Annotated in this window: 24 protein-coding genes; 5 read left to right on the top strand and 19 right to left on the bottom strand. The window is 55.1% G+C overall.

The window, feature by feature from the left end; translation table 11 throughout:
• Positions 1 to 181: 181 nt before the first annotated feature.
• The 9 genes from BM022_RS01795 to BM022_RS01755 form a co-directional block, all read right to left on the bottom strand.
• Positions 182 to 601 carry a F0F1 ATP synthase subunit epsilon gene (locus tag BM022_RS01795; protein ID WP_091136544.1) on the bottom strand — a complete coding sequence of 140 codons (420 nt, stop codon included), beginning with the start codon at positions 599 to 601 and terminating at the stop codon, positions 182 to 184.
• A gap of 66 nt (positions 602 to 667) precedes the next feature.
• Positions 668 to 2,047: a F0F1 ATP synthase subunit beta gene (atpD, locus tag BM022_RS01790; RefSeq protein ID WP_091136294.1), complete on the bottom strand. Its 1,380-nt coding sequence runs from the start codon at positions 2,045 to 2,047 to the stop codon at positions 668 to 670.
• A 30-nt stretch (positions 2,048 to 2,077) separates the two neighbouring features.
• Positions 2,078 to 2,959 carry a F0F1 ATP synthase subunit gamma gene (atpG, locus tag BM022_RS01785; protein WP_091136292.1) on the bottom strand — a complete coding sequence of 294 codons (882 nt, stop codon included), beginning with the start codon at positions 2,957 to 2,959 and terminating at the stop codon, positions 2,078 to 2,080.
• Positions 2,960 to 2,962: 3 nt separating this feature from the next.
• On the bottom strand, positions 2,963 to 4,504 hold the full coding sequence (gene atpA, locus BM022_RS01780; protein WP_091136289.1) for a F0F1 ATP synthase subunit alpha: 1,542 nt from the start codon (positions 4,502 to 4,504) through the stop codon (positions 2,963 to 2,965).
• Between the two features lie 11 nt (positions 4,505 to 4,515).
• Positions 4,516 to 5,052: a F0F1 ATP synthase subunit delta gene (locus tag BM022_RS01775; protein ID WP_091136287.1), complete on the bottom strand. Its 537-nt coding sequence runs from the start codon at positions 5,050 to 5,052 to the stop codon at positions 4,516 to 4,518.
• Between the two features lie 3 nt (positions 5,053 to 5,055).
• On the bottom strand, positions 5,056 to 5,526 hold the full coding sequence (locus BM022_RS01770) for a F0F1 ATP synthase subunit B (RefSeq protein ID WP_091136284.1): 471 nt from the start codon (positions 5,524 to 5,526) through the stop codon (positions 5,056 to 5,058).
• 36 nt (positions 5,527 to 5,562) lie between these two features.
• On the bottom strand, positions 5,563 to 5,835 hold the full coding sequence (gene atpE / locus BM022_RS01765; protein WP_091136282.1) for a F0F1 ATP synthase subunit C: 273 nt from the start codon (positions 5,833 to 5,835) through the stop codon (positions 5,563 to 5,565).
• A gap of 55 nt (positions 5,836 to 5,890) precedes the next feature.
• A complete protein-coding gene (gene atpB, locus BM022_RS01760) occupies positions 5,891 to 6,697 on the bottom strand; it encodes a F0F1 ATP synthase subunit A (RefSeq protein ID WP_091136279.1) in 807 nt (268 codons plus the stop codon).
• 8 nt (positions 6,698 to 6,705) lie between these two features.
• On the bottom strand, positions 6,706 to 7,104 hold the full coding sequence (locus tag BM022_RS01755) for an ATP synthase subunit I (protein ID WP_091136278.1): 399 nt from the start codon (positions 7,102 to 7,104) through the stop codon (positions 6,706 to 6,708).
• Positions 7,105 to 7,739: 635 nt separating this feature from the next.
• Between BM022_RS01755 and BM022_RS01750 the strand changes: the two genes are divergently transcribed.
• Positions 7,740 to 8,726 carry a PEP-CTERM sorting domain-containing protein gene (locus BM022_RS01750; RefSeq protein WP_091136276.1) on the top strand — a complete coding sequence of 329 codons (987 nt, stop codon included), beginning with the start codon at positions 7,740 to 7,742 and terminating at the stop codon, positions 8,724 to 8,726.
• On the opposite strand, the gene BM022_RS01745 is transcribed toward BM022_RS01750, so the two are convergent.
• The 4 genes from BM022_RS01745 to cysC all read right to left on the bottom strand — a co-directional run bounded on the left by BM022_RS01745 (position 8,684) and on the right by cysC (position 12,529).
• Complete coding sequence (locus BM022_RS01745; RefSeq protein ID WP_091136274.1) at positions 8,684 to 9,169, bottom strand: DUF3565 domain-containing protein; 486 nt, start codon at positions 9,167 to 9,169, stop codon at positions 8,684 to 8,686. The two genes, BM022_RS01750 and BM022_RS01745, sit on opposite strands and share 43 nt — an antisense overlap.
• A 77-nt stretch (positions 9,170 to 9,246) precedes the next feature.
• Positions 9,247 to 10,206, bottom strand: a complete 960-nt coding sequence (locus BM022_RS01740; protein ID WP_091136271.1) for a polysaccharide deacetylase family protein — start codon at positions 10,204 to 10,206, stop codon at positions 9,247 to 9,249.
• Positions 10,207 to 10,338: 132 nt separating this feature from the next.
• Positions 10,339 to 11,679, bottom strand: coding sequence for a putative O-glycosylation ligase, exosortase A system-associated (locus tag BM022_RS01735; protein WP_091136270.1), 1,341 nt, complete (start codon positions 11,677 to 11,679; stop codon positions 10,339 to 10,341).
• 229 nt (positions 11,680 to 11,908) lie between these two features.
• The gene (gene cysC, locus BM022_RS01730) at positions 11,909 to 12,529 is read right to left on the bottom strand and encodes an adenylyl-sulfate kinase (RefSeq protein WP_091136267.1); all 621 of its coding nucleotides are present in this window, start codon (positions 12,527 to 12,529) and stop codon (positions 11,909 to 11,911) included.
• A 532-nt stretch (positions 12,530 to 13,061) separates the two neighbouring features.
• On the opposite strand from cysC, the gene BM022_RS01725 reads away from it, so the two are divergent.
• Positions 13,062 to 14,048, top strand: a complete 987-nt coding sequence (locus tag BM022_RS01725; protein WP_091136266.1) for a sulfotransferase family protein — start codon at positions 13,062 to 13,064, stop codon at positions 14,046 to 14,048.
• A gap of 66 nt (positions 14,049 to 14,114) precedes the next feature.
• On the opposite strand, the gene BM022_RS01720 is transcribed toward BM022_RS01725, so the two are convergent.
• A complete protein-coding gene (locus BM022_RS01720; protein ID WP_091136263.1) occupies positions 14,115 to 15,056 on the bottom strand; it encodes a glycosyltransferase family 2 protein in 942 nt (313 codons plus the stop codon).
• A gap of 182 nt (positions 15,057 to 15,238) precedes the next feature.
• On the opposite strand from BM022_RS01720, the gene BM022_RS01715 reads away from it, so the two are divergent.
• Positions 15,239 to 16,711, top strand: coding sequence for an oligosaccharide flippase family protein (locus tag BM022_RS01715; RefSeq protein WP_177191598.1), 1,473 nt, complete (start codon positions 15,239 to 15,241; stop codon positions 16,709 to 16,711).
• Positions 16,712 to 16,866: 155 nt separating this feature from the next.
• On the opposite strand, the gene BM022_RS01710 is transcribed toward BM022_RS01715, so the two are convergent.
• Positions 16,867 to 18,006, bottom strand: coding sequence for a glycosyltransferase WbsX family protein (locus BM022_RS01710; protein ID WP_091136259.1), 1,140 nt, complete (start codon positions 18,004 to 18,006; stop codon positions 16,867 to 16,869).
• Between the two features lie 683 nt (positions 18,007 to 18,689).
• Between BM022_RS01710 and BM022_RS01705 the strand changes: the two genes are divergently transcribed.
• Together BM022_RS01705 and BM022_RS01700 are read left to right on the top strand one after the other, a co-directional pair.
• The gene (locus BM022_RS01705) at positions 18,690 to 19,547 is read left to right on the top strand and encodes a glycosyltransferase family 2 protein (protein WP_091136256.1); all 858 of its coding nucleotides are present in this window, start codon (positions 18,690 to 18,692) and stop codon (positions 19,545 to 19,547) included.
• Between the two features lie 30 nt (positions 19,548 to 19,577).
• A complete protein-coding gene (locus BM022_RS01700; protein WP_091136253.1) occupies positions 19,578 to 20,450 on the top strand; it encodes a hypothetical protein in 873 nt (290 codons plus the stop codon).
• 120 nt (positions 20,451 to 20,570) lie between these two features.
• Here the strand turns inward: BM022_RS01700 and BM022_RS01695 are convergent, their stop codons facing one another.
• The 4 genes from BM022_RS01695 to BM022_RS01680 form a co-directional block, all read right to left on the bottom strand.
• Positions 20,571 to 21,236, bottom strand: a complete 666-nt coding sequence (locus BM022_RS01695; protein ID WP_091136250.1) for a class I SAM-dependent methyltransferase — start codon at positions 21,234 to 21,236, stop codon at positions 20,571 to 20,573.
• Between the two features lie 252 nt (positions 21,237 to 21,488).
• On the bottom strand, positions 21,489 to 22,868 hold the full coding sequence (locus tag BM022_RS01690; RefSeq protein ID WP_091136248.1) for a phenylacetate--CoA ligase family protein: 1,380 nt from the start codon (positions 22,866 to 22,868) through the stop codon (positions 21,489 to 21,491).
• A complete protein-coding gene (locus tag BM022_RS01685) occupies positions 22,865 to 23,983 on the bottom strand; it encodes a glycosyltransferase family 4 protein (protein ID WP_091136246.1) in 1,119 nt (372 codons plus the stop codon). The genes BM022_RS01690 and BM022_RS01685 overlap by 4 nt, the downstream gene beginning before the upstream one ends.
• Entirely contained in the window at positions 23,980 to 25,197 is a 1,218-nt protein-coding gene (locus BM022_RS01680) for a TIGR04063 family PEP-CTERM/XrtA system glycosyltransferase (RefSeq protein WP_091136244.1), read from the bottom strand. Before BM022_RS01680 ends, BM022_RS01685 begins: the two co-directional genes overlap by 4 nt.
• Between the last annotated feature and the right edge of the window lie 340 nt (positions 25,198 to 25,537).

Here is a 25,537-nt window from a genome sequence, read left to right as displayed (position 1 = left end):
CAGCTCTAAGCCAGCGCGCGTCGTGCGTTAATTTAGCATATCGCCCGACCGGAATCCAATCCCCGCTGTGGGTATATGGTAGCGCAGGCGAAGCGCAGAATTCCGAATGCACAAGACGCGCTGCGGCAGAGCGTAACAACTAAAAAGGGCGGTGTTCCCGCCCTTTACAAATGCTCGATGTTTAATGTCCGCGTTTGCGCAGTTTTTGAATGGCTGCCAGTTGCGCCGACGCTTCAGCCAGCTCAGCCTGAGCCCGCGCATAATCTATTGCCGAAGATCGATCTTTCATGGCTTCCTCCGCCCGTTTCTTGGCTTCGCTCGCTTTTGCCTCATCCAGATTGGCTCCGCGCACAGCGGTGTCGGCGAGAATTGTCACCACATCGGGCTGAATTTCGAGCATGCCGCCGGATACGTAAACCAATTCCTCTTCTTTCAGCGGCGCTTTGATACGCACCGATCCCGGTTTGATCCGGGTCAACATGGGGGTGTGCTGCGGATAGATACCCACTTCCCCGGCTTCGGCCGGCGCAACCAGAAATTCGGCCGGCCCGGAATAGATCGACTCCTCCGCACTGACGATATCAACGTGAAACACGCCCATTTTAATTCCCATTCATCATTATCGGCCGGCTGGGCCATCGTTCATGGTCAAGCCGGATAATTTTGTCTATTGTAGCGTCTTGGCTTTCTCGACAGCTTCGTCTATGCCGCCGACCATGTAAAACGCCTGTTCCGGCAAGTTATCGTATTCGCCGGCGACAATGCCCTTGAAGCCCTTGATCGTCTCTTTCAACGAAACATATTTGCCCGGCGCGCCGGTAAACACCTCGGCCACGTTAAACGGCTGCGACAGGAAGCGCTGAATCTTGCGCGCCCGCGCCACGGCCAGTTTATCTTCAGGAGAAAGTTCATCCATGCCCAGAATGGCGATAATGTCGCGTAATTCCTTATAACGCTGAAGCGTTTGCTGCACCGCGCGCGCGGTCGAGTAATGTTCCTCACCGACCACGAGGGGATCAAGCTGACGGGAGGTCGAATCAAGCGGATCGACGGCGGGATAGATTCCGAGCGAAGCGATATCACGCGACAGCACCACCGTGGCGTCCAAGTGGCCGAATGTGGTTGCGGGCGAAGGATCGGTCAAGTCATCCGCGGGCACGTACACCGCCTGAATGGACGTGATGGAGCCTGACTTGGTTGAAGTGATGCGCTCCTGCAAGCGTCCCATTTCTTCCGCCAATGTCGGCTGATAACCCACCGCGGAGGGCATCCGGCCGAGCAATGCGGAGACTTCGGTACCCGCCAGGGTGAAACGGTAGATATTATCGACAAAAAGCAGCACGTCGCGACCTTCGTCGCGGAAAAACTCAGCCATGGTCAGGCCGGTCAACGCCACGCGCAGCCGGTTGCCAGGAGGCTCGTTCATCTGCCCGTAAACCAGCGCCACCTTATCCAGCACGTTGGATTCTTTCATCTCATGATAGAAGTCGTTACCTTCCCGGGTCCGCTCGCCCACGCCTGCAAATACCGAGTATCCGCTGTGCTCGATGGCGATGTTGCGGATCAATTCCATCATGTTGACAGTCTTGCCCACGCCCGCGCCCCCGAACAGCCCGACCTTACCACCCTTGGCAAACGGGCAAACGAGATCAATAACCTTGATACCCGTTTCCAGGAGTTCCGTGGATGCGGAGAGCTCGTCAAATGCCGGCGCCTTGCGGTGTATCGACATTGTCTTTTCAGCACCCACTGGGCCCATCTCATCTATGGGCCTGCCCAGAACGTCCATGATTCGGCCCAAAGTCTTGGTCCCGACGGGAACCTGGATCTGGTTGCCGGTATTCGTGACCATCATGCCGCGGCGCAGTCCGTCTGAAGACCCAAGCGCAATCGTGCGCACCACGCCATCTCCCAATTGCTGCTGCACTTCGAGCGTCAGTTCCGTTCCCTCAAGCACGAGCGCGTCATACACTTTGGGCATCTCTTGGCGCGCAAACTCGACGTCCACCACGGCGCCAATACACTGGACAATTTTTCCCTGGTTCATGTTGTTCCCTAAATTACTGAATCAAAATATTTAAACCGCTGCCGCGCCGCCAACGATCTCGGACAATTCCTTGGTAATGGCAGCCTGGCGGGATTTGTTGTAAATAAGCGTCAATTCATTGATGACGTTTCCGGCATTATCCGACGCGGCCTTCATCGCCACCATTCGCGCCGATTGTTCGGACGCCATATTTTCAGTCAAGGCCTGGTATATAAGTGCCTCTACATACCGTACCATGATGTCGTCTATCACTGGCTTCGCTTCAGGCTCGTAAATATAATCCCACAAACCATGCTGCCCGGTGGGACCGTCACCCGTTTTTAGCCGTTCGTCGGATAACGGGAGCAGCTGCTCCATCACCGGCTCCTGCTTCATGGTGTTGAGAAAGCGGGTATAGAATATATACACACGGTCGAAACGATCCTGGGTGTAACCATCCAGCATTATTTTTACCGCTCCGATCAACTTCTCCAGGTCGGGGGCGTCACCGAGGCCTACCACCTGCGAGATGACATTGGCGCCTAAGCGGTTCATGAAGCCGAACCCCTTGTTTCCGAAGCAGCAAACTTCGATTTGCTCGCCATCCGCTTCCCACGCCTTCATTTTGCCTACCGCCATGCGCAGCACGTTCGTGTTGAGCCCGCCGCACAGTCCCTTATCCGATGTAACAACGATAATACCGATCCGTTTGACAGTATCGCGGGCAATCAGAAACGGGTGGCGGTACTCGGTGTAAGCCCGGCTCATGTGCGCAGCCACGTTCCGGATCTTGTCGCCATAGGGACGCGCTTTTTTCATGCGGTCCTGCGCCTTGCGCATTTTGGATGCCGCCACCATTTCCATGGCGCGCGTGATCTTCTGCGTATTTTTTACGCTTTTGATCTTGTTGCGTACTTCTCTGCTGCCGGCCATCGGTTAGTATGTTCCGTTCTTTTTGAAATCCTGAATCGCGGCGTCAAGTTCCTTTTCCGTCGCCGCGTCGAGATCCTTCGTGGTTTCGATCTTATCGATGATCGCGGGGTACTTACTGCGAATGTAGCCTTTGAGCGCGGACTCGAATGCCAGCGCGCGCTTTACTTCCACATCGTCCAGATACCCCTTGTTGACAGCGAACAGCGTGATCGCCATTTCAGAAACGCTCAGGGTTGCATACTGAGGCTGTTTCATCAATTCCGTCACCATCTTGCCGCGTTCCAGCTGCCTGCGGGTCGCTTCGTCGAGATCAGAGGCAAACTGCGCGAACGCCGCGAGTTCGCGATATTGAGCTAACGCGAGACGAACACCGCCGCCCAGCTTCTTGATAACCTTTGTCTGCGCCGCTCCACCCACACGTGATACCGAAACACCGGCGTTGATGGCTGGGCGAATGCCGGCGTTGAACAAGTCGGTTTCCAGAAAAATCTGGCCATCGGTAATGGAAATGACATTGGTGGGCACAAACGCGGTAACGTCGCCAGCTTGTGTTTCAATTATCGGTAGAGCCGTAAGCGAACCCGTCTTGCCCTTTACTTCTCCATTTGTCGCTTTCTCCACATAAGCGGCGCTAACCCGTGCGGCACGTTCCAGTAGACGCGAATGAAGATAGAATACGTCGCCCGGATACGCTTCCCGTCCGGGCGGACGGCGCAGCAACAGCGAAATCTGGCGATAGGCCCACGCCTGTTTGGTCAGGTCATCATAAATGATGAGGGCGTCGCGGCCGGAATCGCGAAAGTACTCTCCCATGGTACAGCCGGAATAAGGCGCAATAAATTGCATGGCCGCCGATTCAGAGGCGGTGGCAGCCACGACGATCGTATATTCCATCGCCCCGTGCTCTTCGAGCTTGCGCACCACATTGTTGATGGACGACGCCTTCTGTCCGATCGCAACGTAGATGCACGTCATGTTCTCGCCCTTCTGGTTGATGATCGCGTCTATCGCCACGGCGGTTTTGCCGGTCTGACGGTCACCAATAATCAGTTCGCGCTGCCCCCGCCCGACTGGAACCATGGAATCGATGGATTTCAAGCCGGTCTGCACCGGCTGGTTCACCGATTGACGCCAGATCACACCCGGCGCAATTTTTTCGATGGGTTCAGACCGCGAGGTATTTATCGGGCCCTTGCCGTCGATAGGCTGCCCCAGGGCGTTTACCACGCGGCCTATCAATTCCTCACCCACCGGCACCTCTAGAATGCGCCCCGTGCACTTGACGGTATCACCCTCGGTGATGTGCTCATATTCCCCCAGGATAACCGCGCCGACGGAATCACGCTCAAGGTTAAGCGCCAGGCCAAATGTATTGCCGGGAAACTCAAGCATCTCGCCCTGCATCACGTCGGAAAGACCATGGACCCGAACGATACCGTCGGTGACCGACACGATGGTTCCCTGCGTGCGGACTTCAGCGGTGGTCTCAAGCCCTGCGATTCTGCTTTTAATCAGTTCACTGATTTCGGATGGATTTAAATGCATTTCAATAACTCCTAGCTTTTTAGTGCAACAGCCATGGCTTCCAGTTTGCCCCGCACGGAGGCATCGAGCACTTCGTCCCCGATTTCAACTTTTACCCCGCCTATCAGTTCGGGGTCGACGCTAACCTTGGCCTCTATTTTGCGCTTGAATTTTTTTTCGAGATGAGCCACGAGATCACCCAACTGGGCATCGTTCATGGGAAACGCAGAAAGGATTTGGGCGCCCAGCACGCCTTCGTGCTGTGTCTTCAACTGCTCGAACATTTCGCTTACTTCGGGCAAGATTTCGACCCGCCCGTTTTCAGCCAGTAGTAAAACGAAATTGCGCCCTTCATCGTTGAGCCTGTCCCCGCAAATGCCGAGGAGCAACTCGCCCAACCGTCTGGGTGGTACCTTCGGATTACCGATAAGCGTGCGAACCCGCTCATCGACGGCAATTGCAGAAGTGAGTTGCAGCATATCCGACCAAGCGGCAAGCTCATCCTTGGCCTTCGCCAGTCTAAAAACAGCTTCGGCATAGGGCCGGGCGATCGTGCGAGTTTCAGCCATCGCTTACAGCTCTGCCTTGATGGAAGTAAGCAGATCCGCGTGGGCGTTTGCATCCACTTCCCGCCGTAGAATTTTTGAGGCACCGGCCACCGCCAACTCCGCCACCTGCTGCCGTAAGCTTTCCCTGGCGCGAAACACCTCCTGTTCGACCTCCGCCTTGGCCCCGACGAGGATACGATCCCCCTCGTCTTTCGCGGACGACTTCGCTTCCTCGACAATCTCGGCGGCGCGCTTTTCCGCTTGGGTAATGATATCGGCTGCCCGCTGCTTCGCGTCCCTTACCAGATCTGCGGATCGATGACTTGCCAGCTCCAGGTCGTGCTTGCCGCGCTCGCCCGCCGCTAGCCCATCGGCAATCGTTTTCTGCCGGGTTTCTATCGCGCGTAGCAAAGGCGGCCATACGAACTTGACCGTGAACCAGATAAAGACGGCGAACGCCATTGCCTGGGAAAAAAGCGTAAAGTTAATATTCATCGCTAGCCTTTGATGAGGTACCGGGTGCTTAAACTATTACTTGATGACAGCCAGCAAGGGATTGCCGAACGCGAAAAGCATTGCCAAGCCAACACCGATAATGAACGAGGCGTCGATCAGCCCGAGCAAGAGGAACACTTTGCCTTGCAGTGTCGGAATCATTTCCGGCTGACGCGCGGCGCCTTCCAGAAAGCTGCTGCACATGATACCGATACCAATACAGGCGCCAGCTGCGCCAAGGCCGATCATCAGACCGATACCAATGCCCGTGTAGGCCTGAATCATCGCCAAGTATTGCAAATTCTCCATCTCGTTTTCCTCTCGTCGTGGTAGTAAATAGTAAACTGGTAAACAGTAGCGTGAATCAGTGCGATTCGTGCGCCATGGAAAGATAAACCACCGTCAGCATCATGAAAATAAACGCCTGCAATGTGACGATCAAAATGTGGAAGATAGCCCAGCCCGCACCAAGCAGCGTGCCAAAGATCGTTCCAGCCAGGCCAGTGGCGGCCCACATGCCGATAAGCAGAAATATGATTTCCCCGGCGTATATGTTTCCGTAGAGACGCAGGGAATGGGAAAGAGGCTTGGATACGTATTCGACCAGGTTGAACAGGATATTGACCGGCCACAATAGGGGGTTTTTGCCGAAGGGCGTGCAGACGAGCTCATGTGTCCAGCCGCCCAGCCCTTTGACCTTGACGTTGAAGAAAATCATCAGCAGCCATACCGAAAGCGCCAGCGCGAAGGTGGTATTAATGTCAGTGGTTGGTACGCTGCGCCAGTTGTGAAGCCCCAGCATCTCATATACCTTGGCCATGATATCGATGGGCAACAAGTCCATCGTATTCATCATCAGAACCCAAACAAACACTGTCAGCGCCGCGGGTGCGACAAAAGCATGGCGATCGCCATGGAACGTGCTTTTGACCTGCTCATCGATGAACTCGACGGCCAGTTCGACAAATGCCTGGCGTTTGCCGGGAACCCCCGACGTCGCGCCGCGCACCACCCACCACAGAAAGCCGAAGCTCATGATGCCGAGCAATATCGACATTACCAGCGTATCAACGTGAAGTGTCCAGAATGCACCATCCCCCAATGAACTGGTCAGGTTGGTCAAGTGATGCGACATGTACGACGTCGGAGTGAGTTCGGTGCCTGATGCCATCTGTTTACCTATTCAAACTGTTTAATTCCCGCAGCCTTCGGGTCATCCGTTACAAACAGGGCCATGCCAAAAATTAGCACGGTAAGCGCGAATGTTCCGATAAACCCTACCGCGACCACATCCTTGTATAGGGTCAGGACAAGCCAAAGGAGGATCACCATGACGATAATCTTGACCGCCTCGGCTTTCAATGCAGTGATTAACGCCCCGCCGGCAGTAACGCCTTGGTAGCGTGAAACGATCGCGGAAAAAGCCGCGGCCGAAATAATACTCACCACCCCGCCCAGCAACGCAGAAGCCGCGCCGTGAAATCCCCACAATAGACCGAGCGCCAGCACCATCGCCGTGGTGACAATCAGTTGCCAACGCATGACGATGCGTACGGGCTTGTTTCGTATCCAGGGCATCTATTGGCTTCTGTCGGAAAGCGTCAGTCGGAAAGCAACTGCTTAGCGTGACATTGGGCTCGCATAACGTGCGTTCGTCTGTTCTTGGAAGACCTGGTTTTCGTTCTTCAGCCGGTGCCGCCGTCGGTTCTTCTTTCATGCCTCGCTGAATTATCAAATCCGGCGCGGCCATTTTAAAACACGCGGATTCTAATCTGCCTGAGCACATCAGTCAATGGAAAGTCGCCGTCGCGAATTGGAAAATGCGGCGAAACTAAGTAATACAGCTGGCGGTTGGACAGGTATCGAATGTACGCGCCATACCGCCGAATGTTCCGTTTGGGGCAATTTACAGCCGGATCTCTGCCACCTGGTAAATCTGCCAGTTGTCGGGGGACGACCCACCGTTCATCACCATCGGGTCGACCGGAGAATAAAAAACGAGGCTAGCCGTGCCCTAGCCTCATATTGTTCAGACTCAGGTTCGTTCAGACCCATATTCGTGTACTCGTGCCGCGTGATTTTTCTATACTGGCCTGTCATCGTACTTTTGCTGAATAACGATCGACACGACAAAAAATCCAGAAAAGACTTCCTTGGAGTTCGCTTCGCTAGGGACTCAGGGACTCGGGGAACCAGACGGGAACAGGAATCGAATGAAAAGCGCTTCTTTTTTTATCTGGCTGACCGTGCTGATTGCCGGGCTCGGCTTGAGTTCGCAGCCGCACGCGGATTCCCTTGAAGTGCTGTGGTACACCTACGCTGATGCTGCTTCAGAATATCGCCAGAAGATTTCACAACTATCCCGCGTGGTTCATAACCTTCCCCATAGCAACGGGTTGAGCTGGAACCTGACTTACTGGCAGGCCGGGGACCCGGCGCCGGACCTTGCCGCGTTTGACGTACTGGTAATCGAAAGCGGTGAAGCCTTCCTTACCGGAGCACCCCCCGGAAAGGCGGCCAAGCCCGACTTCAGCGGCATTCTCAAGTATAAAGCGGCCATAGAAGGCGCGCGTGGCGACCGAACCCTCGTTACCACTTCAGATGCCGATTTTCATGCCATCCGTGGAGACGCAGGGAACGTTCCGGTTGATCCGGATGCCCCCAACCACGGTGGGAGATGCGTTCCCGCGATAACTGCACCCGAGTGCTGGGATGGAGCCCTGGGTCATACAGTGAATGCAATCAACTGGGCGGGAAGCGGCAATGGCCTGGGAATTGTCTCGTTTCTGGATGGAGAATTCGAGGGCTCCTTCTGGTGGACCCATCCAGACTCGTTCCTGCGGGATGAACTCGAGGGAAAGGTGGATTACGCTGGGTCCGAGCAAAACCCGATCATCAACCCCTGTCAGGGGCTCCACCCTCTCAATGCCGGGCTCACACCCGCCGGGCTTTCGAACTGGACCAATTCATTCCACGCAACTTTTCTTCCGATCCAGGGCTATGAGTCAATCATCGACTCAAGTTTAAGGCCGGGCACCGCGGTGGCGATTGCCAAATCGGATGCATGGCCCGACCCCTGGACCGGACTTTACTGGCTAGGGGACGAGGAAGACCACGAATGCGTTATCCCCGCAAACTATAGGCGAATAAATACGCTTCAACTTGGCGATGCCGGCGCGCCTTCATCCGGGGCCCGGTAAAACTCAACGAAGAACCGGACTGGGCCACTGGGTTCCACGCTGTGTAGTACCTCCGGAATGACCACTCCACCATTGTCGGACGACAATTCCACGTCGACGTTTAAGGAACCTACCCGATAGCGCAACCGTCCCTCTTCCACGACTATCTTCCCCCACACCCCGGTTTTTGTTGTGTGGTCTTTTCGCAAGCCGGCTGGGAGCGATTCTTCGGTAAAGACCGAGGTGCGCTTATAGGGAACAAAGTTGTCGGGCAGTTCAAAATTATCGCAACGGACGCAGTTGAGTGTCTGTCCGATCATGCTGTTGCGACCTTCCTCGGACGTAACCCATGGGCGGTTAATGAATGGAGGGTTATGCCGCACATGCTGGGGATGCCCGCAGCTGAGAATCGCGATCGGCTCGCCGCCGTTGTCCTGCCCAAACGATATAATCGGTCTTTCCATAGACTTGCCCCATCCGTTGTGTCTGTATTGATCGAATACCAAGGCCCTGTTGCGCCAGTGGAGACTGTTGATGTCTTCTAGACGGTCTCCACCGCAGTTAGCATATTCTGCGCCAATCGAAGGGAGAAACGTAGCTCTCCCCGATCCCAGGGCGTAAATCGCGGTAGCTGGTATCCGTCGCTACCGGCTCCCGCGGCCCCGTGTGCTGTCGAAACCGCCGCGTCAAAGCCTAAACGTTTCACCATTTCCGGATGCTGCGGGAGGTAGTCGCGCTGAGGCTTGCCGTTAGGGTAAGCAAAAAGCCGCACCGGACCGCGGATGATGCCTTCCAGCATTTCCTTGCCGTTTGCGATTTCCGCCCTGGCGAGGCTATCGTCCGTTCGCGCAAGGATGGGGTGATTCACGGTATGGCCCCCAATTTCCATCCCGGCGGCGTGTAGCGTCCTGATCTGGTCCGAGGTCATCATGAGATCATCCGGCGGAATAGCCGGGATAAGCGCGCACATTTCATCCACTTTCGCCTGCCTTGATTCCATAGGCAAATATTTCAGCTGGTCTATCAGGCTGATGATAGCTTGGCGCCGTTGCGGGATGGTCCCAATCTCAAACCGGCCCATACCAATTTCACTCAGATTCAGCAACTCTCCAGGCGCGAGACGCACAAGCTCTATGACCGTGTCGTTCCACATCCGTCCCCCATCGAGAAAACCTGCCGCTACAAAAAAAGTGGCGGATAGGCCGTGTCGTTGCAGAATTGGCAAGGCGACCTCGGCATTGTCCGCGTACCCATCGTCGAACGTAATGGATGCCGCGCGCGGTGGGAGTTTCCCGCGCTCAAGAGCTCGCACCGCGTCCGAGAGCGGAATGACATTGAAGCAGGCGGCAAGCTGCCTCAGCTGCGCATCGAAACGCTGGGCATCGCATTCGTCCGGGAACAACGGGTCCGGTTGAACCGCCACGCGGTGATAGATCAGTATCGACAGGCGGCCTTGAGGACCGCCACGGGACAGGAGATGCAATAGCGCACGGGTCAGCAACAAAGCCTCCGCACGCGTCGGCTCATGGGCTGGATGGCTCGTCCCCCGCGGAATCTATGCGGCGGTATGCACGGCGCCGGGGGCTGTCGGGGTTTCAACAGTCCCGGCCAATCCAACCGGACAGTCATGCCGCTAGCCCGAATCCCGTGCTACGGGCTGGGATTGGGGTGTGCCCAGCTGCCCGAACTGACGTGCGGACCCCGGCCCTTTATTATCGACAACCGCAGTAGCCTGTTTCTTCAGTTCCTTTTCAACCAGAACCCGGGTGATGACCATTGCCGCCATGAGGTAGTAAGGCACATCGAAATAGAGCAGGCTTAGAAAGGTTCCGCCAACAGCGAAACCGATCAGGCTAACCTGGATCATTTTCGCCAGCGCAAACGCCCAATGCAGTTCTTTTCGCTTGGCCGTGTTGCGAATAATCCACGACCCCGTCCTCCAGGTCAACCATCCCAGCAACAGGTAGAGCCCCAGGCCAACAAAACCATGTTCCCCCAGCGCTTGGAAGTAGACGCTGTGGGCAGCATGCATATCTTCCGGATTGGGAGCGTAGAGAAAAAACAAATCTTCGGTGATGATTTCAAATCCCCCACCTGTAAACGGGCGCTCTTTAGCCAGGTTGTAGGCCATCCACCACGCGTTGAACCGTCCCTGGACCGACTCATCCACCTCGTACGTGTTGATCGAATCCATTCTGGCCGACCATTCCTCTGGCATGAACGCAACCGCGGGCAGAATACCGACCATTGCGAGCAATGCAATGCGGAGCTTGTGCTGGCCCTTGAGCCAGAGGAATCCGCCCATCGCCATAATCGCCAATAGCGCCCCGCGAGAGTACGATCCCAGGGCGGCGACTGCACATAGCAATATGGCAACTGTTAGGGCGAATCGCACTCGTTTATCCGTGTAAACCATTTGCAGATAATGCAAAAGCGGAATGGTCATGATCAGCGCGAGCGCGATTTCATTGTTCCCTTCAATGAATGTGCTAGCCGGTCCCCAGACCAAATCCGTGCCCCCGGTAAGGACCGTGAAGAGGCCACCCTTGACACCATAGTATCCGAGCGACCCCACTATAACGAGGATTAAGAGATGGACCTGCTCCTTGGTTTTTACCAGCATGAGAGTCACGAAAGTCATCAGCATGATTTTCATGACTTTGTTCCACTGGATCAACGACTCTTCCGGCATCAGAGCCGTGGCCGTCGTCACATTCATCCACAGCACGAAAACGATAAGCGTCCAGGTCACTGGAGTAAGTGGCAGGTTTTTTGGATCCCTGGTTAAAAGAAGGCTGATTATCGTCACGCCACCGATGATGGCGGCAAACGGGAACGTGGCCGCGAACCCCCACCCCTGGGTGTGCGGGTTCATGACGCTGATCCACACCCACATCATCACCCCGAAGTAAGGCCTCTTGAAGATGCGAGGCAGCAAGGCGAAAACGATAATGGTAACGAGAATATCTCTCATGCTTCGCTTTAGCTTACAAGCTCCTTTAAACCGTGTAATCCATTAAGTGATGAAAGCGATGTGAGATCGACGGCATTCAAGAGGGACGCCCTAAACGAAGAATAGCGCCCGACCCTCCCGACCCTGATCCTGACCATGAGCCGGGCGATTATATTAGCCTTTGGCACACGCAACATCGCGATTTTTACCACAACCTCACGCCCTGCGGAACAAGTCAAGTGAGATCCCTCTATCCCCCATCACTTTCCCCGCTAAACACGTTGCGCTGCCGGAGGTAGTCGATGACCCGGTCCACGCAGTCCTCGATCGGCCACTCGCCCGTAGGAATCGACAATTCCGGATTGAGCGGAGCTTCGTAAGGCGAGGAAATGCCGGTAAACTCTTTTACTTCCCCAGCACGGGCACGTCGGTAAAGGCCCTTCACATCGCGCTGCTCACACACATCCAGGCTCGCGTCGCAGAAGATCTCGATAAAGTCGCCATGAGGAAAGATGCCACGGGCACGCTGACGGTCGGTGCGGAAGGGGGAGATGAACGCGGTCATCGCGATCACGCCCGATTCAACCAGCAACTTGGCGGCCTCCCCGATGCGGCGAATATTTTCCGATCTGTCCTGGACGGAAAAACCAAGATCGGAACAAAGACCCTGTCGGACATTGTCGCCATCCAGCACGAACGTACGGCAGTTCATGTGATAGAGCCTGTCTTCCACCGCGTGCGCCAAGGTTGACTTACCCGAACCTGAAAAACCGGTAAACCATAGCACCAGAGCGTGATGGGTGTTCAACCGCTCACGATGCGTACGAGTTATTGTCGCCCGATGCCAGACTGTATTGTTACTGCTATTCATATTACGCCGAAAGCCATACTTGCCTCGATGCACCTAACGGCCGGAAGATGCGATCTTTGATCCATCAATGATCAGCTCCTTAACATCACCATTGGAGATGGTTACACTCTTGGACTTCGCCAGGGGAGAAAATGGATAAGACTGCGTTAGGAGTAGAGGGGGAGAGCAAAAGTTTAGCATGAAGGGTGGAATCTTGAGTTTGTTCCGGGGATGAGGCCTCACCGAGACCGGGCAAAATGAATTATGGCAGCAGGACCGAATAGACACAATTGGACTAATGGCCAAGACGACGCGATGCAAACCGTACATCCTTTGACGAGCCGGCAGATTCTCCCACTGAAGATTACCCGGCTGCCTCAGCTGCGGAGACCTTTGGACCGGGGAATGAAGTTTAGCGCGGACTCTTTCGTGCCACTCCTGAATATAACGCCCACAGTAAGCGCTCTTGCGCTGAAGCGCGCCCTCGAACCCGTCTATCGCGGGGGGGCCTCTGCTGATCTACCAAGAATCGATAAAAATACGCGGAGCGTGCGTGAAAGAGAATAATGCACTGATCATCCTGGGGATGCACCGGAGTGGAACTTCGCTACTCGCAGGTCTGCTCAGCCAGGTAGACGTAAAAATGGGAAGAAGCCTGTATGCGCCGCAGAAAGGGGTCAACGAAAAAGGGTTTTGGGAACATGAAGATATTGTCGACACCCACGATGAGTTACTGCTACACCTGAATTCCCAATGGGACGACCTTCTGCCCTGGGACGAAACCTTGGGCGAAAAATGGTGGGAGACTGACATCGTCAAATCGTTCTCCAACCGGTTAATCCATCTGATCGAACGCGATTTCAAGAATGCACCTGTCTGGGCACTCAAAGATCCGCGCATGTGCCGTTTATTACCTGCATGGTTTCCGATTTTTGGAACCCTGCAAATCAAGGTCACCTACATCTGCATGAATCGGAACCCGTTCGAAGTCACGGGATCGCTACAGAAACGGGATCATTTCTCAAGGGAAAAAGCGCTGGTGCTGTGGCTGATTCATTCATTGGCGGCTGAGCGTTATTCACGCGGGCTGCCGAGAGTATTCATCGATTTCGACCAGGTTGTAACAGACCCCGTCGGGGTATTATCAAAGATAGAGCAGGAAGCCAATCTCGTTTTTCCGGTTCCGGTAGGTGAAGCAAAGGAAAAAATAGAGGAGTTCGTATCTCCCGGCCTTCGCCACCACAAAGCCGACAAGCTCGAACCCCCACAAGAAGGGTTGCCATTGATGGCCTATGAGCTGCACCGGATATTTCGCGAAGCGGCTGCCGGGCATGAGATTCACTACGCGGCCGTTGACCGCATCGCAGCAGATTTCGCCGCGTATCGGGAAAACTGGAGCGTGGAACTGGTGGAGCAGATCCGCTACCTCAATCAGGAGCGCGCCGATTACCGGCTCAAATTTTTCCGCATTTATAAATCGTGGAGCTGGTTGATGGTCAAACCAGCTTGGCTGATCGAAAAAATACTAAGGAAGTATTGAATACGCTTGCTTCTGATGGTGTTTCGGTCGGCGATTCGCGCCGTTCAAGCCTTTGCAATGCCCCGGTTACCACTTCGGCCTCCATCCCAGCAGCGCGGCGGGGATAAATGCAAGGCTTTTCCAGTTGAGGGGGTACATTGACCAGGCTTTCAAAAAAGCCCGGTTAGCCGTCTTCAGGTTGCCAGCCGAGAGGTTGTGAAGGCCGTATTCTGAATGGTAGCGGGCAATATTCTGGTTGAATTGGCGCTTGGCGACGCAGCGGCCGTCACGGCTGCAAAGCCCCCATTTCGCCGCGGCTTTCGCAAGCAGCTCGGTTCTGTAGTCTATGCTTCTGGGCACACGGTTTCCCTGGCGGGGGTGCTGGCGATAAAGGGTAAGTGGCCTTTTCAGCTTGATAAACGGGTATTCCTGAGAAATACGCAACCAGAGGTCCCAGTCTTCGCTGTAAGGGAGAGACTCATCGTACATCCCGCATTTGCCAAATACTTCCGCGCGGATCAAGGCAGCGCTGGTCAGTACCCAGCAATCGAGCAGAAGCTCGTGGTAGATCCAGCCGGAGAATCGCTCGTCAATGCCCTCGGAAAACGCGGCCTGATCAAAGCTGTTGTGATCGGGGAAGACTCCGTCTTCGCCAGGATGCCACCAGATGAACGAGCTGTAAACCAGACCGACGTCCGGGTGCCGTTGCATCTGTTCCAGCTGTAACGCAAGCTTATCGGGAAACCAGTAATCATCATGATCCATCAGACAGAGGTACTCACCCCTGGCCTCGCGTATGCCATAGTTTCGCGCCGCGCATACACCTGCGTTTTTCTGGCAGAGCAGCCGGACTGGCGCCCCATACGACAGAACGATGTCACGCGTCCGGTCGGTCGAGCCGTCATCGACGACAATGAGCTCCAGGTCGCCGAACGTCTGGTCGAGAACGCTGCCGATTGTCTCGGCAATATAAGCCTCGCAGTTATAGGATGGGATGATGACTGAGACGGTGGGTTTGGGTTCAGCCATGCTAAAAGGCTTCTTTTCTCTGAAAGGTGAAGGTAGAAATCACTATATACTCAACACTGAATTAGTCACAAGTCAACGCTATAATCGCGTTTCCCCCCGTTCCCCGCGATGCCCCGCGGCTAAGCAACGGGACGGAAAAGCCGTAATCCCTACCTCTACCAACAAAATGAAGAACATTGGCCGTGGCCAGTTTTAGAGTATCGCTCGCTTATTCCTACCTGAACAAATACCTGACGCTCGTCATACACTTCGTAACGACCATCATACTGGCCCGCCTGCTCACTCCAGAGGACATCGGCATTTACACGGTCGCATCCGTATTCGTCGGGCTAGGCCACCTTCTCAGGGAATTCGGGATCAACAACTACATTGTCCAGGAGAAGGATTTAACAACGGACAGAATCCGGGCTGCCTTTACCCTCAATCTGCTGTTCGGCTGGAGTATCGCGCTGATTCTTTATTTTACTCGAACTCCGATCGGGAATTTTTACGAGAGCGAGGCAGTGCGCGAGGTAATCGGCTTGTTGTGCATCAACTTCCTGCTGGTGCCCGTGGGTGCGATCACCTTCGCCTATCTCCGGCGCGAAATGCGCTTTCAACATACTATGATCATCCAGGTCGCCAGCGCGATTGCGTCCGCGGCAACGGGCATCACTGCCGCTCTGGCGGGCGAAGGATATCGCAGTCTGGTATGGAGCGCGATTGCCGGCACGCTGACCAGCGTGATCTTTACGCTCCTGTTCCGCCCGAAGGGCGTACTGCTGCTCCCCGGCCTGCGCGAGATTCCTCACGTTTTCGCCTTTTGCCGCTACGCCGGGTCGAGCGAAATCATCATTCACGCAGGCCAGACCGCGCCCGACTGGATATTGGGAAAAGTGCTGGATATGGGCGCTGTGGGGCTCTACAGCCGGGCGGTGGGAACGATCAACATCTTCGGCAAGGCCTTCACGGAAGGCCTGTGGGGGGTTATCCTGCCGCATTTTTCCAAACAGCACCGCGACGGGAAGATAGACAGCGACCAATATCTTTTCCTCGTGTCGTGCATCACCGCGGTGGCATGGCCTTTCTTTGCCACACTCGCTGTCCTGGCCGAGCCGGTGATACATATACTGTTCGGCATAAAGTGGCTGGAGTCGGTGCCCGTCCTGCGTATTCTCTGTGCGTATGCCATCCTGACCTATACCACCATGTTGGTGGACCAGATGCTGATTTCCTCCGGAAAGATCCGCACGTCTTTTCGAATTATGGCAAGTATCCAGATGCTTACTGTTGTCGCAGTGTTGTTTGCTGCACGGCACGGCCTGATCTGGGTGGCAGCGGCTGTGGCTACCGTCGGTGTTGTTCAAGTATGTATTTATCAAATCGTTGGGCAACGGCTCCTGCAAATCCCATTTGCGTCATTTACCCGAATCTACCGCAAGAATATTCTCGTGACGGTGCTGACCGTGGCGCCACCTCTTGTGGTCGTTATGACCTGGGGTAACACGGCACTCGCTTTCATCCCAAACTTTATTGCATTGGTTCTGGTTACCGGGCTGATGTGGGTGGGAGCGGTCTGGAGGCTAAAAACGCCGCTACGCGACGAACTTTCGCTGGTGCTAAAGCAGGTAAAGACATGGCGCCGCGCGCGCGCGACCGGGGGACCAACTCAATGACGGCAACGAGAATCTTTCCGTGGGTCAACAACGCACCAGTCTTTACTCCGCAATAGCGGATCCTATTGATTATTAAGTCTTTATCACGTCACCAAATATCAAGCGTCTCTCCGCGTCGTTTAACTAACCGCATTACTTAACGCCAGTCCTCCTGATCATTCCGCCTTCGGGGAAATAACCGGGGACGTCCGTTTCTCCTCACGGCAATACTCGTCTTTGACAACTTCAAGGTAAGACATTCCGAATTTCAGGTCGGGTTCAAGATAGTTTCCCTCTGCCCATTCGTTCCACGCCTTGATGAAAATAAGCCTGTGCTCGAGCGGAATACCCTCGGTGACCTGCAGCGCTTTTTTCGCCTGGATGCGAAACAGCTCAGGAGTAGCCTCATCCAGCACCAAAGCGTTTTTTCCGCTTCTCGGGCTATTGTCCCAATTCGGCACAAGGCAGGGATAGTTTTTTATGCCGGGCTCCACTTCGCGAATGAAGTCCTGCACCACGTCCCCATACTTGAATATGGCTGGCCTGCCCTTTGCATTCCGGTAGAACAATTTCAGTTTCTTCACGGGCTGACGCCAGCTATACCAAGAATCTTCGATGGAAGGCAGATACGGGCTTACCGAAGCATCCAGGTTATGCTTCTGAGGATAGGCCGGGTCCTTGCCCACGCCGATGAGGTGCAATCCCTTCAACCCTTCCTTCAACGCCATTTCGCGCCAATAGTCCGCCACACGCTCCAAATCCGGTATTTCCTTGGGGTTGTATAGCAGGAAAACCGGCTTTCCATCCAACGTCAGGTAACGACTATCAGTAAACGCCGGCAACAGCGAGTAAAAATGTGCCTGATGGTCGCCCATTCCCGGGTACGTCTGCTCGATTAATACTTTGTTGGGACTGCCGTGCCATATGCCAGTCCAGGTCTGGTTTGCCCAGCACAGGCAGAAAGGAAAATCGGGTTGCCGGGATTTCAATACTTCATTGAACGGGCGTTCCAGAATCCTCCGACCCGCAAACCAGTAGTGATAGTAGCAAAACGCTTCAACTCCATACTTCCGAGCCATATCTGCCTGAGCCACCCGTGTTTCGGGCACGCGCAAATCGTAGAATCCCAAATCCGCCGGAACGTGAGGCTGATAATGGCCGGGGAACATTGGCGTGGCTTTTGCCACATTGGTCCACTCGGTGAAGCCCTTTCCCCACCATAAATCATTTTCAGGAATAGGGTGAAACTGAGGCAAATAAAACGCGATTAATCGCGCCAACCTGCGTTCCGAATCGTTATTGTCGTTTGTTTGCATGTTGAAATCTCTATGTCTCTATAGATCACCGATAGGGGCTATACCGACCGTTATAGGAACGCGTATTAAGAGAGTTGATAGACTACACGAGCATGAACCAGCTATTGGTTGTCTTGAACGCACGGAACAGGCGGCTGCCGCCAGATCCGAGATGCTAAGGTTCGCGGAATTTTACATTGCGTCGTCATATTAGCGGTGACCCAGCCTCAACGCAATGGAGCAACTTCGCGGTTCCGAGAAGGGAAATGGACGTGGAAGGCCGCCGACACGGGTCATCTCGGGACGTAATAAGTCAATCCGGCCCGTTATCTTCTCCAAGCAGTCACAAGCCGGCAATGACTCTGATACGTTCGAGAACTCTGCTAAACTGTTGCCGCTGGCACGGGTCTTAAAAATAGCTCGTCAGCCTTTTACCACGTACTACAAAAATAAAGCGACCGGAACCGTGCCGTATTGCATTAACGGCTCAAATTCCCCTCTCTTTATCGGATGTTTACCTGAGCGTCCAAATGCCTGGTTGGGACGATATTATAATTTAGGGCTATGCCTTCAGTAACTATATTGCTTTCCGTTATCTGACTAGGCTTAGACTTAAGATCAGGAAACTATAAGGACGCACCCTCATCTCCGTGGCTGCTGCGAGCCAGAACCATCCGCCTAGCAGCACCTGAACCTCACCAGTTATGAAAATCGTCGCGATACTAGCGAGTTACAACGAACAGCGATTTATCCGCGCCTGCCTTGAGCATTATTTTCACCAAGGTATAGATGTCTATCTACTGGACAACGACTCCACCGATGACACACTCGCCATCGCGCGAGAATACCTTGACCGCAATGTGATCGGGATCGAGCGCATCCCTCGGCATGGGATGTATCAGTGGCAGAAGATACTGATGCGCAAAGAGCAACTCGCCGACGAGATAGAAGCCGACTGGCTGATGCATGCCGACCCGGATGAGATCAGAATTGCACCAAACTCGACGCAGACCCTGGCTGAAGCGCTTCAGGAAGTGGACCAGAAGGGCTACAACGCCGTCAACTTCATGGAGTACACATTTTTACCGGTGCGTGAGTTTCCAGAGCACGATAACGCCGAATTCCAGAAAACGATGCGTTGGTATTACCCTTTTGCCCAACGCCACCCTCACCGGTTGAACGCCTGGAAAAAACAGCCGCGCCGCTGGCCAGGCGCGAGGAAATTTTTGAGCGAGCTGGTGCACAACCGCCGCTGGGGCGTTCCATCCGTAAACTTGCGCGATACCGGCGGACATGTGATTCAATTCGAGGGGATCAAGCCTTATCCGGTAGATTTCAAGCTCAAACATTACATCGTGCTGAGCCTTGAACACGCGATACAGAAATATGTGAAGAAAGCTTTTGACCCGAAGGAAATAGCAGGATCTCACGGCTGGCGCGCCACAGCCAAGGAACACGAGTTTCTTCTGCCATCCGAATCCCAGATGCGTTTTTACAAGTCGGATGACGAGCTGGATGCAAGTAATCCGCTGGTTGAGCATTTGCTTGTACAGCAGAATTGAGCGCAACACTTCGGGCGAACCGTTTACATCATGAAGCGTAATGCCGTGCTGTTCAGCAGCCACCTTATGGGGGAGACGGTACTCGCCCGGCTGCGGAAGCTGCGCGCCGAGGTGCCGGAAGGTCACGACGTCTTCTTCTATTACGACGAAACCCGGTTGAACGACGCGGAAGCGTCCCGCCTCGCCGGACCGGCGCTGGGGCATGGCAGCCGCGATTGGCCCCGGTACAAGCGCCCTTGTCGTTATTTTCCCGACAAAATACCCGGCAACGAGGATGGGATGCTTCTCAGCGCTTTCCATCGCCTGCCGGGCTACGACAACTACTGGTACCTGGAATACGACGTCGTGTACTCGGGCGATTGGAGAAATTTCTTTCAAAAATTCTCGGGCAATACAGCTGATATGCTCAGCACCAGTATCGCACGCCATGACCGGATCCCGGATTGGCCGCTGTGGAAATCGCTAGAGCTGCCGGACGGGCTCGTGCTGCCCGAGCAGCAATGGCTACGCTCTTTCAATCCGGTCGTGCGCCTCTCCCGCGCCGCCCTGGAGACCTTATCACATGAGTACCGGGAGCACGGATGGGCCGGGCATTCGGAGTGCGTTGTTCCTACGGTGCTGGCGTATCGAGGACTACGGATAGAAGACATCGGCGGGGACGGTGAGTTTGTGCCGCCCGGCAGGGAAAACTGCTATTACCGCAACAACTGGCTGGACAAATCGCTAACTCCAGGAACGTTTGTCTTTCGTCCCCCCATGTCCGAGCCCGGACCCGAGCCAGATATGCTATGGCACCCAGTGAAAGACACGGACCATCGCACCTGGGATCGTGTCGTGGAACCCCCGTCTTCGTTGCCAGTTCGGCTGCAAGGCATACTCAGGCGCTGGCGGGGTCGCTCGTGAGGAAGCAATGCAGTGGAGAAGGGCGCGGCGGGTTGTTGTTTTCTCCAACTTAACTCTGCTGATTGCAAGAAATAAATCGCCGACCTGCTCAATCAAGTAGATCGAGCAAATACGGTCGAGCTAAGAAGGGCTCGCCACGAGGGCAAAACGTTCGTAGCGTGCATCTTCAAAAGCATTCCCAGACAGCAGGTTCATCACGCCGAATTTCCAGGGAAACGCAGCGGGCTTAATGCCCTCTATACGTTCAATCCGATAGCCACTCTCGGTAAAAAGCCGTTGCATGCTTTTCTTGGTAAAGAAACGCAAATGGGTCTTGTCCAGAACTCCATATGGCGCGTATTCAAAATCGGCTTCCTGCAATAATTGTTTTATTACGTGGAAGTACCGGAGATTCGGAATGGAAGCGACGACCGTTGCTCCCGGTGCCAATTTAGCTCTGAGCTGGCCTAGCACCGTCCATGGATCAGCCAGATGTTCAAGCGAATCATTGAAAACGGCGCAATCGAAATATCCCTCAGGCAGGCAGGTGAGCGAATCTTCCACGGTTGTATTAATGACTCTTGCGAGCCGCTCCTGTGCGACCCTGGCTGCATCTTCGAAGGGTTCTACGCCCCAGATCTCCAAGTCACTGTTGTCCCTTAGCAAATTCATGCCGAACTTGCCCCGCGCGCACCCTACGTCGAGGAGGCGTTTAATCGATGTGGGGACATAATCGGCCATTTCGTCACGTCCTTCTTCGTAATAGAACGTTGATGGGGTCGAAGGTGTGTTTTGCTCATCACTCATTTAATACCTCAGCATGATTGTTCCACCTGCCAAAGGCTGAACTCGTAAGGAGCCTATCACTCTCCCAGTTCCAACCTCCGAAAATTATTAAGAAACTTGCGGGTCATCCTGCGACTACAACCGACCGCCCAACAAGAACCCCTCGTGGGTCCTATGCGTCTGGAAATATTACTGGTTTACGAGCAAGGCTTCCATTTATTTAACGGAGAACATCTGCGCGCTCACGGGAATCTCATGCTAGCTTCCGACACGCTATTTTCCAACAGGCGCCACCTTGCTTACAACATAGCGAAATTTGCCCGATTTTTCGGAGGGGATGTCCTTCACCTCTTCGACACGGATTTCCACTTCCTGTCCCAGTCTTGCCTTGAAACCCTGCACAATTTTGCCGACCAACTCCCCGTCGAGTCCCACGTCTGAAACAACCGACACGCATGTCAGGTCTACGCTTTCCTGCATGATTTTGAAATTTTTGATCTGGGGCAGATCGCGCAGGATATATATCAGGGCCAGGCCATGCATGACGGTTCCATTTTTTGCCACCAGGAAATCGGTGCTGCGGCCCTGGATTTCCCTGAGCAGGGGGAGTCCTCTTCCGCAACTGCAGGTTTTGTTATCCAGCACGCCAACATCGCCGGTGCGGTAGCGAATGAAGGGGAAAGCTGCGGTTGCCAGATGGGTAATGACAATTTCGCCGGCCTCGCCGCCCGGTAACGGTACGCCCTGCTGATCGACGATCTCGACGACGATATCCTCGGCGGTGATGTGCATCCCCCCTTGAGGACACTCGTGGGCAATGAAGCCTGCATCCCGGCCGCCATAGCCGTTTGCCACTCTGCATCCGAAGGTTTTGCTGATCTGCTGGCGCTGCTCATCGTAGAGCCGCTCGGAGGTGACAAAGGCAACTCGAATGCCGAGGTCATCCATTCGCCGTCTCCGCGCCTCGGCATGCCGGGCAATATGGGATAGTGCCGACGGGTAACCAAAGAGCATCTTCGGGCGCACTGTGCTTATCTCATCCAGGAATTGGTCGAGCTTTTTTTCCGACATCTCGAAAGCGGGCAACAACCGCGTCCTGAGCATACGGTCGCGAAGAGCACGCAAGCCATCCTGCGCGCCAAGCTCGATGGGCGAGCCCCAGATCACGACCTCAGGGTCGCCAATATCCACGTTCCACCACCGGGTCGCCCGCCACTTGGCGGCGACATCATGGCTGACCCGCTCCTTGCCGATATAAAATACCAGTGGTTCGCCGCTTGATCCGCCCGTATTGAAGCGCGCAAGGTCGGTAGCGTTTTCCGCCTTGAGCGCATCGCTATTGGCGCGAATTGCGGATTTGTCGAGCAGGGGTAGCCTTGCGAGGTCCGCCAGCGAGGCCACCTCCTCAACCTTGAAGCCAATATTGGCGAAGAGATTGCGGTAATAGGGTACGCGCGCCTCGGCCGACGCGAGCAGCCGCCGCAATCTCGACAGGCGCAACTGCTCCAGCCGACTTTCGTCCCACCACTGCGAGGTCTCCATTTCCTTGCGGATCGCAACAGTGTCGTGCTTTTTGATGAGTTCATGCAGCGGAAAGAAAACGCCGGATACGAGGGTCGTATAAAAATCCGTTTTTAACGAACCGGAACTCATTGGACATCCGCCATGGAACGACTGGTCTTGGCCAGGAGCTGTTCGTAGACATGCAACAACCGCGCACGCACATTCGGCCATGCATACTGCCGTACCGAGTCTATGCCTGCCTGCCGTATTTCTTCAGCCCTGACTGGGTCGTTCAGCAGCAACAGAACCGCCTCGGCCATGGCTTCCGGGTTTTTCGGCGGCACGAGCAAAGCCGTTTTCTCGTGCTCGACAAGATAGGGCACGCCGCCAACATTCGTCGTTACTACCGGCACGCCACTGGCGAGCGCTTCCAGTACTGAAATCGGCATGTTATCGGCCAGGCTCGGGTTGAGCATCAGATCCGCGCTGCGGTAGAGCGCGGCCATGCGCTCATTGTCCACCCGGCCGGAAAATACCACCGCATCCGCTACCCCCAGCCCTGCCGCGAGTTTTTCCAGAGCGGACCGCTCCGGTCCCGTACCGGCCAGGGTCAGCCGCGCCGCGGGGTAGGCGTGGCGAACGATGCTGAACGCCCGTAAGGCGGTGGCGTTGTCGTAGATAAGTTCCAGGTTGCGGGTAACGATAAGGTGCGGGGATTCCCTCGGTCCCAGGGCATAAGGCCGCGCTTCAGCCTGAAAACGGCTGAGATCGATAATGTTGGGCACGATGCGCGTCGGAAAGCCGCGCTTTGCGAAGACGGCATCGAGAAAGCCGGATGGGACGATGATGGCGTCGGCACGACTCAAGCTGGGCCTTACTGACGAAAAATCTCTGTCGAAGAACACATCCGCCTCGCCGCCGCGGTAATTGACGATCACTGGTATGCCTCTCAGCTTCGCGATCCAGATGGCTGGCGCAGCAAAGAGATGCCAGGACCAGCCGGAATTGGCCATTATATGAAACAGCTGAACCCGCCCAGCGGATGCCCACAGATGAGCAATATAAGGCACGAGCCGAAACACTGCTCTCACCCCCTTTAGCCGGGCGACCCAGCCCGGACGGTAAGGTCGGTTCACCTGGATGAGATCCACCTTGAAGCCTTCCTCGCGCAGCAGGTTCGACAACTGCAGCGTCTGGTTCGCCATGCCGCCGGAAGGCGGGGGCAGTGGACCGACCAAGCCAATGCGCGCACCGGGTACGCTCATTCCTGCGTATCCCTGTGAAGCGCCGCGCGGTAGACACCTTGGTAGCGCGCAACGCTGCCTCCCCAGGTGCGCTGCGTTTCAACGAAGCTTCTGGCCGCGCCGCGTAGGGCTGGCCAAACATCAGGTTGCGCCAGCAGCTGAAGCACTTTGAACGATAGGGCGTCGGCATCGTCCGCCTTGAAAAGGATGCCCGTCTTGTTGTCCTGAATCAATTCCTGATGACCGCCGACATCCGATGCAACAATCAGCCGCCCCTGCGCCATTGCTTCCAGCGGCTTGAGCGGCGTGACGAGATCGGTGAGCCGCATCCGCAGGCGCGGATAAACGAGCACATCGATCAAATTGTAGTATCGCTGTACCTGGTCATGGGGAACGCGTCCTACGAAGATAACTTTGTCCTCCACGTTCAGTTGCGACGCAAGGGCCTTTAACCCGCGCTCCTCCGGTCCGCCGCCGACAAGGAGAACACGGACGTCGGCGTTGCCCGACAGCATGCTCGGCAAGGCCTGGAGCAGCAGGCTCAAGCCCTCGTAAGCATAAAAAGAGCCGATAAAACCGAGCACCGCCTTGCCTTCAAGGCCGAGGTCCTGCGCGAGTTGCGTATCGGCAGGATTGCCGACGCTGAAATTCTCGATATTCACGGCATTGGGAATGACCGTAACCTTCTCCGCCGCAATGCCGCGCGCAACGATGTCTCCCCGCAGCCCTTGGCAAATAGTGGTAATCGCGTCGACCTGGGTCAGCGCATAAGTCTCGAGACCGCGGGTAAGGCGGTAGCGAGGGCCCCATTCGCGGCTGGTACCGTGATCTACCGCCGCATCTTCCCAGAACGCCCGGACTTCATACACTACCGGGATGCTCATTAGGCGGCCCACACGCAATGCAGGTATTGCATTCAGTACCGGAGAATGGGCGTGAAGGATATCGGGCTTGACGATCTTCACCGCTTCAATCAACCGGTGCGTCAGCCCATCCATCACGGCAAGCTGGTTCAGAACCGGGAGACGTGACCGCAGGCCGGTCGCTGCTGGAGTGCGATAGAAATGCCAACCATCCACAACCTCTTCCGCCGCGTTGCAATTTTTCTGCTTGGAACTGGTGAGGTGAAAGGTCTCCCATCCCAGGGCGCGCTGCTCCTTCAAAATGGAAAGCGTGCGGAAAGTGTAGCCGCTGTGTAACGGAATGGAATGGTCCAGAATGTGAAGGATACGCATGGATACTTCCACAAAGTATGGGCAACGAATCGAGGCTCAAAAGATGAACATCGAAACCCACTTAACGGTCTTAACGGTTCGGCCACCGCAATCTTATGCTCTGCAGCTTGGCGCTTCGCATGGTCAACGGCATTGCGACCGCGATAATCGTGCACTTTTTTAACTGGCTGGCACTCGACGGGTTGAAGAGGACCGTGTTCCGGTTCCACTCGATTTCACATCCTTTGCCCCGGCCCCCGCTTTTCAACCAGATGTGTTGAATGAACCTGCCGCGTTCTCCCTTGATCCAGTCAGCGAAAGCTCTTTGTCACCGTTGGGCAGCGAAATCAGGCAGCCTGAA

This window comes from Nitrosospira sp. Nsp14, assembly GCF_900113575.1.
GTDB lineage: Bacteria > Pseudomonadota > Gammaproteobacteria > Burkholderiales > Nitrosomonadaceae > Nitrosospira.
The sequence above is the reverse complement of the archived record's forward strand: the minus strand, read 5'-3'. Positions and strand labels throughout refer to the sequence as shown.

Bases quoted from the DNA above. Each gene is read 5' to 3' on its own strand.
- BM022_RS01795 (WP_091136544.1), bottom strand. From the start codon at position 601: ATGGGCGTGTTTCACGTTGATATCGTCAGTGCGGAGGAGTCGATCTAT.
- atpD (WP_091136294.1), bottom strand. From the start codon at position 2,047: ATGAACCAGGGAAAAATTGTCCAGTGTATTGGCGCCGTGGTGGACGTC.
- atpG (WP_091136292.1), bottom strand. From the start codon at position 2,959: ATGGCCGGCAGCAGAGAAGTACGCAACAAGATCAAAAGCGTAAAAAAT.
- atpA (WP_091136289.1), bottom strand. From the start codon at position 4,504: ATGCATTTAAATCCATCCGAAATCAGTGAACTGATTAAAAGCAGAATC.
- BM022_RS01775 (WP_091136287.1), bottom strand. From the start codon at position 5,052: ATGGCTGAAACTCGCACGATCGCCCGGCCCTATGCCGAAGCTGTTTTT.
- BM022_RS01770 (WP_091136284.1), bottom strand. From the start codon at position 5,526: ATGAATATTAACTTTACGCTTTTTTCCCAGGCAATGGCGTTCGCCGTC.
- atpE (WP_091136282.1), bottom strand. From the start codon at position 5,835: ATGGAGAATTTGCAATACTTGGCGATGATTCAGGCCTACACGGGCATT.
- atpB (WP_091136279.1), bottom strand. From the start codon at position 6,697: ATGGCATCAGGCACCGAACTCACTCCGACGTCGTACATGTCGCATCAC.
- BM022_RS01755 (WP_091136278.1), bottom strand. From the start codon at position 7,104: ATGCCCTGGATACGAAACAAGCCCGTACGCATCGTCATGCGTTGGCAA.
- BM022_RS01750 (WP_091136276.1), top strand. From the start codon at position 7,740: ATGAAAAGCGCTTCTTTTTTTATCTGGCTGACCGTGCTGATTGCCGGG.
- BM022_RS01745 (WP_091136274.1), bottom strand. From the start codon at position 9,169: ATGGAAAGACCGATTATATCGTTTGGGCAGGACAACGGCGGCGAGCCG.
- BM022_RS01735 (WP_091136270.1), bottom strand. From the start codon at position 11,679: ATGAGAGATATTCTCGTTACCATTATCGTTTTCGCCTTGCTGCCTCGC.
- cysC (WP_091136267.1), bottom strand. From the start codon at position 12,529: ATGAATAGCAGTAACAATACAGTCTGGCATCGGGCGACAATAACTCGT.
- BM022_RS01720 (WP_091136263.1), bottom strand. From the start codon at position 15,056: ATGGCTGAACCCAAACCCACCGTCTCAGTCATCATCCCATCCTATAAC.
- BM022_RS01710 (WP_091136259.1), bottom strand. From the start codon at position 18,006: ATGCAAACAAACGACAATAACGATTCGGAACGCAGGTTGGCGCGATTA.
- BM022_RS01705 (WP_091136256.1), top strand. From the start codon at position 18,690: ATGAAAATCGTCGCGATACTAGCGAGTTACAACGAACAGCGATTTATC.
- BM022_RS01700 (WP_091136253.1), top strand. From the start codon at position 19,578: ATGAAGCGTAATGCCGTGCTGTTCAGCAGCCACCTTATGGGGGAGACG.
- BM022_RS01695 (WP_091136250.1), bottom strand. From the start codon at position 21,236: ATGAGTGATGAGCAAAACACACCTTCGACCCCATCAACGTTCTATTAC.
- BM022_RS01690 (WP_091136248.1), bottom strand. From the start codon at position 22,868: ATGAGTTCCGGTTCGTTAAAAACGGATTTTTATACGACCCTCGTATCC.
- BM022_RS01685 (WP_091136246.1), bottom strand. From the start codon at position 23,983: ATGAGCGTACCCGGTGCGCGCATTGGCTTGGTCGGTCCACTGCCCCCG.
- BM022_RS01680 (WP_091136244.1), bottom strand. From the start codon at position 25,197: ATGCGTATCCTTCACATTCTGGACCATTCCATTCCGTTACACAGCGGC.